The organism is Streptomyces sp. NPDC001985 (genome assembly GCF_040296845.1).
GTDB lineage: Bacteria > Actinomycetota > Actinomycetes > Streptomycetales > Streptomycetaceae > Streptomyces.
The window spans coordinates 26041-32045 of record NZ_JBEOYB010000080.1 but is presented as its reverse complement, the minus strand read 5'-3'; the positions used below and the strand labels follow the sequence as shown (position 1 = coordinate 32045).

Annotated in this window: 4 protein-coding genes; 1 reads left to right on the top strand and 3 read right to left on the bottom strand. The window is 73.1% G+C overall.

The genetic code is table 11. The annotated features are described in order from the left end of the window. Nucleotides 1-188 precede the first annotated feature (188 nt). Entirely contained in the window at nt 189-1832 is a 1644-nt protein-coding gene (gene pgm / locus ABT122_RS28210) for a phosphoglucomutase (alpha-D-glucose-1,6-bisphosphate-dependent) (protein ID WP_502976218.1), read from the bottom strand. Nucleotides 1833-2695: 863 nt separating this feature from the next. Here pgm and ABT122_RS28205 point away from each other — a divergent pair. Continuing rightward, the gene (locus ABT122_RS28205) at nt 2696-3961 is read left to right on the top strand and encodes an Nramp family divalent metal transporter (RefSeq protein WP_351558029.1); all 1266 of its coding nucleotides are present in this window, start codon (nt 2696-2698) and stop codon (nt 3959-3961) included. A gap of 291 nt (nt 3962-4252) precedes the next feature. Here the strand turns inward: ABT122_RS28205 and ABT122_RS28200 are convergent, their stop codons facing one another. Next, on the bottom strand, nt 4253-5095 hold the full coding sequence (locus ABT122_RS28200; RefSeq protein ID WP_351558033.1) for an oxidoreductase: 843 nt from the start codon (nt 5093-5095) through the stop codon (nt 4253-4255). 514 nt (nt 5096-5609) lie between these two features. Then, a complete protein-coding gene (locus ABT122_RS28195) occupies nt 5610-5783 on the bottom strand; it encodes a hypothetical protein (protein WP_351558027.1) in 174 nt (57 codons plus the stop codon). Nucleotides 5784-6005 lie beyond the last annotated feature (222 nt).

The following is a 6005-nucleotide window of genomic DNA, read 5'->3' as shown; positions in this document are numbered from 1 at the left end:
GGCGACCCCAACGGGTCGCCGAGGCCGGCGTCGTGTTCGGGAAGGGTGCCGGGGCCCGGACGCTCGCGCCCCCTCCCGCCGGTCGACGGGCCGGACGCGCCCACCGTGTGTGTCACCGGCGGGCGCGTCACCGGCTGGTGCCCGGTGCGATCAGCGGACGGCGGACGGTGTCCGCGCCGGGGCCGCTGTCATGCCGTGATCGCCGCACTCACCGTCCGTTCCGCCTCCTTGAGCACCTCGGCCACGTGCCCGGGCCCCAGGAAGGATTCCGCGTAGACCTTGTAGACGTCCTCGGTTCCCGAGGGCCGCGCGGCGAACCAGGAGTTCTCGGTCGACACCTTCACCCCGCCGAGCGGCACACCGTTCCCCGGAGCGGCGGTGAGAACCGAGACGACGGCCTCCCCGGCGAGGAGGCCGTCCGCGGCCAGGGACTCGGGCGACAGCGCGGAGATGCTCGCGCGCTGCTCCGCGGTGGCGGGGAAGTCGACCCGGGTGTAGGCCGGCTCGCCGAAACGCCGCGTGAGAGCGCGGTAGTTCTCCGATGGGCTGCTTCCGGTCCTCGCGATGATCTCCGCCGCCAGCAGGGACGGCACCAGGCCGTCCTTGTCGGTCGTCCAGACCGAACCGTCCCGGCGCAGGAAGGAGGCGCCCGCTGACTCCTCCCCGGCCCAGCAGAGAGCGCCGGTGCTCAGACCGCCGACAAACCACTTGAAGCCAACCGGGACCTCCATCACCGGCCGGTTCATCTGCCGCGCGATCCGGTCGATGATGCCCGATGTCACCACGCTCTTGCCGATTCCGGCGCCGGCGGGCCACTGGTCACGGTGGGCGTGGAGGTACCAGACGGCGGCGGCGAGGAAGTGGTTCGGGGCCAGCAGGCCGGCGTCCGGGGTGATGATGCCGTGCCGATCGGCGTCGGCGTCGTTCGCCACGATGACGTCGTACCGGTCCCGCTGGGACACCGGGCCCGCCATCGTATGAGGAGAGGAGCAGTCCATCCGTATGCTGCCGTCCCAGTCCAGGGACAGGAACGGCCACCGGGGATCGACCACCGGATTCATCACGGTGAGATCGAGGCCGTAGTGCTCACCGATGCGGTCCCAGTAGGCGAGTGAGGCGCCACCGAGAGGGTCGGCGCCGATCCGTACCCCGGCCGCGCGCACGGCCTCCAGGTCGAGCACCGAGGCGAGGTCCTCGACATACCGTCCGAGGTAGTCGTGGGTGGCGACCGCCGGACCCCGGACGGCCCGTTCGAAGGGGGTGCGGCGCACTCCCGCGAGCCCTTGGGCGAGCAGTTCGTTGGCCCGGTCCTGAATCCAGGAGGTGGCGTCCGCCGCCGCCGGTCCCCCGTGCGGCTGGTTGTACTTGTAGCCGCCGTCGCCCGGCGGATTGTGCGAAGGGGTGATCACCACGCCATCCGCGAGCCCCGAACGCCGGTCCCGGTTGTGCGCGAGGATCGCGTGGGAGACAGCCGGGGTCGGCACGCACCGCGCCGCGCTGTCGACCACCGTGGTCACACCGTTGGCGGCGAAGACCTCGACCGCGGTTCTGCGGGCGGGTTCGGAGAGAGCGTGGGTGTCCGACCCGATGAACAGGGGTCCGGTGACGGAGCGCATGGCCCGGTAGTCGGCGACCGCCTGGCTGATGGCGGCCACATGATCCTCGTTGAAGCCGGTCCGCGACGCGGAGCCACGATGTCCATTGGTGCCGAAGGCGACCCGCTGGGACGGCTCGGCCGGATCAGGGCGCAACGCGTAGTAATCATCGGTCAGCTCCGCCGGATCGATCAGGTCCCCGGGCAGCGGTCGCGTACCCGCACGTGGGTGAAGCAACGCCATCTCCTTGATGTCATGGCACCGTCATCAGTCGCTCAGAGCGTTCCCCATCGGGTGTCATGCCATCTCCGGCGGGCCCGGTGATTCGGATGATCGGGTTCAGTACCGCCGCGGGACGGTGTTCCGACAGCGGACGGGAGGTCCGGGGGCCGGCGGGAGGGCCGGGAGCCCGGGGGGCCCGGCGGCGGGGCCGCCGACTCGCCGGAGCGGCACTCCACGTCCCGGGCACACCCTCCACGCGCCCCGGGGATCACCGGGGGATCACACCCCGGCCCAACGGCGGTGCGGCCCGTGCGCTCACCGCCGGCGGTCCCGGCGGGTGATCCGGACGTGCTGGTGAACAGCCGGACGGGCGGCACGCGGCGCCCGCGCGGGCAGCCGGGGTATCACGCGTGGTCCTCGGTGGCGGCATTGCCCGGCCAGGCGTGTGGATCTAGCTTTTCACGAGTCCCCATCGGAGAGCGGTGTTCCGGGTCGGCGCTGTGGCCGAAGCGGGAACCGGCGGACAACGGCGCGCGGGAAGGGACCACTTCGGCAGAGGGGGCACGGGCCGCGCGGTCGGAGCACCCACGGTGAGGAAGCCGGTCCGCCATGCCGTACCGCCGCTCCTCGCCCGTGCCCGGCGGGCCCCGGACCCCGCGCGCCACGGTGCGGTGGCACATCACCGCCGTCCCGGCACACGGGCCGACGGCGCGGAGCAGGCGGACACGGTCTCCGCCGCACCGCCCGTCCCCGCCCCCTCGCCTTCCCGCCTCGCGTCTGTCCCTCCTCCGCCGCCCGCACCGCCACGCCCGCCGAACCACCGACCCGCCGACCCGCCGACCCGCCGACCCGCCGACCCGCCTCGAAAGGAATCCCGTATGACCACGCCCTCGCCACCGAAGCCGGCCATGGACGTCGCCTCCGCCCGGATCGAGGTGCGCCGGGTGCGCCGTGCCTTCTACGGACCGGCGTTCGTGGCGGCGGTGGCCTATGTGGACCCGGGCAACTTCGCCACCAACTTCCAGGCGGGTGCCGGTTTCGGGTATCTGCTCGTGTGGGTGCTGGTGATGGCGAACGTCGTCGCCATGTTCATCCAGTACCTGTCGGCGAAGACCGGGCTGGCGACCGGGCGCGACCTGCCGACGCTGTGCGGGCGCCGGCTGCCGCGGCCGGTGGCCGGCGTTCTCTGGGTCCAGGCCGAACTGGTCGTCATGGCCACCGATCTGGCCGAGTTCGTGGGTGCGGCGATCGCTCTGAACCTGCTCTTCGGTGTGCCCCTGTTCCCGGCCGGACTGGCCACCGCCGTCATCAGCTTCGCCCTCCTCGCCCTGCACAGCCGGGGCTACCGGCCCTTCGAACTCGCCATCACCTTCTTCCTGGCGGTGATCGGGTTCGGATTCCTCTATCAGCTGGTGGCGGTGGGCGGGCCGGACAGCGCTCAGCTGGCCGCCGGCCTGGTGCCCTCGCTCGCGGGCACCGAGTCCCTCACCCTGGCCGTCGGCATCATCGGGGCCACCGTCATGCCGCACGTCATCTATCTGCACTCGGCCGTCACCGCCCAGCGGCGCCGGCCGGTGGGAGAACGCGCGACCCGGGCGGCGCTGCGTGCCCTGCGAACCGATTGCGCCGGGGGCCTGGGGCTGGCCGGGCTCATCAATCTGGCGATGCTCTGCGTCGCCGCGGTCCTCTTCCACGGTGCCGGCCAGGGCTTCGACGGCACCCTGTCGGCCGCGCACGACCATCTCGGCCGGCTGGTGGGCGGCCTGGCCGCACTGGCCTTCGCCGTGGCGCTGCTGGCCTCGGGGCTGTCCTCCTCGGGCGTGGGCACCTATGCCGGGCAGGTGGTCATGGACGGCTTCATCCGCCGCCGTCTGCCGCTTCTGCTGCGCCGCGGCCTGACCATGCTGCCCGCGCTGGCCGTGCTGGGCCTCGGTGTCCCCCCGGACGAGGCGTTGATCGCCTCCCAGGTGGTCCTCTCGTTCGGCATCCCCTTCGCCCTCGCCCCGCTGGTGTACTTCACCAGCCGCCCGGCCCTGATGGGCCCGCTGGTCAACCGGCGCGTCACCACGTGGACGGGGACGGTGATCTGTACGGCGCTGTCCGCGCTGAACCTGTATCTGCTCGTCCAGCTGCTCTTCGGCTGAGACGGAGCAGGGCCGCCGCGCGGGGCGGGCGCGGGGTGCCCTGGGCTGCGAAGCCGGACGAACCGGGTGGTGGCGCCGGCCGGCCGTGAGGCCCGTTCGCAGGGCGCCTTCCCGCCTCACCGGCTGGGGAGGCAGGATCGGTGAGCGGGGTCCGGTGCCGTGGATCGCGGGGCGATCTCAGGGCGATCTCAGGGCGGAGGAGGGAGCCCACGCGGAGCGCCGCCGACGGACGACAACGCGGCGGGGCGCGTACCAGGGCACGCGAGCCCGGCACGATCCGGAAGAGACGGCCTAGGCGTCGATGTCGGTCCCCCTGGAGACCTTCTCCCACGAGGCGAGCTCGGCCCGCACCGAGTCCAGGTGTCCCACGAGAAAGTCCACCGCGTCACCGCCGAGAGCCAGCCTCAGCGGGGTGTTCTCGGCCTCCAGGGCCATCCGGATCGCCTCCGCGGCCTTGGCGGGGTCCCCGGGCTGCGTACCGTCGCCGGTCCGCACCCGCTCCCTGGTGGCGCCGACCGTCTCCGCGTACGCCGGGTGCTCATCGGAGAAGTGGGCGGCGCCCTCGCCGAACAGATTGGTGCGGAACGCCCCGGGCTCCACGATCAGCACGGAGATCCCGAAGGGCGTCACCTCGTCGGCCAGGCCCTCGGACAACTGCTCCAGCGCCGCCTTCGTCGCGCTGTAGGCGGAGAACCCGGCGAAGGAGAGCTGTCCGCCGAAACTGCTGATGTTCACGATCGCCCCGCTCCCCCGTTCCCGCATCTGCGGCAGCAGCGCCCGGGTGAGCTGAGCCGGACCGAACACATGCAGCTCGAACAGGTCACGCAGCTCCCGGTCCGTGGTCTCCTCGAAGGCCCCGACCTGAGTGCGCCCCGCGTTGTTCACCAGGACGTCCACCCGGCCGTAGCGGGCCAGTACGTCGGCGGCCACGGAGTCGATCTCCTGGCCGTCGGTGACATCCAGACCGACGGCCTCCAAGCGGTCCGGATAGGCGGCGATCAGCCCCGCCAGCCGCTCCGGCCGGCGGGCCGTGCCGATCACCGTGTGGCCGGCGGCGAGCGCGTCCTCGGCGATGGCCCGCCCCAGGCCGCTCGTCGCGCCCGTGACGAACCAGACCTCGCGCCTCCCCGTCATCGTCTCTCCGTCCTCCTCGTCCAGCAGGCCGGCGGCCACCCGGCGCGGGTCCCGCCGGCGGATGACCTCCATCGCCCGAACCCAGGCCGTGTCCAAGTCCTGCTGTGACAGCCATGCGTCATGGATGTCCATGGGCGTCATCTCCGTTGCCTCGCCGCGGTCACGGCGGAGTTGAACTTCACACGGGCCGCCGGGAGGCCGTCCGTCCGGGCCGCCCCCTCGCGGGATGTGCCGCGGGCGACCGCGAGGGCGCGGTGGCCCAGCCGTCGACGGCCCCCGGCACCGTGCCGTCGGACGGGTGGCCGGAATGTCAGGGTCGGGCCGGAGGGCGGGACAGGACAGACGCCCGGGTGCCGCCGTCGGTGCCGCCGGGGAATGCGTCCTCGTCGCCCCGGGCCGCCCCGGACCGGGTCAGATCCTGGTCGTCCGCCGGTGCCGCGCGGGCGGAACAATCGTCTGCGCACGAGCCCGGAGTGTCCTGGCCCTCGGGGTGTGCTCGCGGCTCGCTCCTGGCTCAGGGCCTGTCGGTACGGGGCGCGGCGCGGGCCTCGGGTGAGTGGTCGTCACGGGTGCCCCGGGTCACATCCGCGTCGGCGGCGGCCGTCACCGACGCGGGACCGGCGCTCGTGGTCACCGTGGTCACCGTGGTCACGGCGCGGGCGGCCAACAGGCGCTTTGGTGTGCTCATCTCTTCTCCTGTCGGGTGCCGGTGGGCTGATCCGCCCGGGGAGGCCGCGTCCCTGGTGCCGACAGGATGGCCCGCACCGGGCGGCTCTGTCATGGGTTTCGCGTGGCATGTTCCTTGCGCCAGAGTGAACCCCGACGCACCCGCCGCGCGGGCGGGAAGGCGGTCAGCCCGAACGGGCCCGGCCAGTACGGCGCGTGCCCGTGCCACCCGCCCACGCCGGGC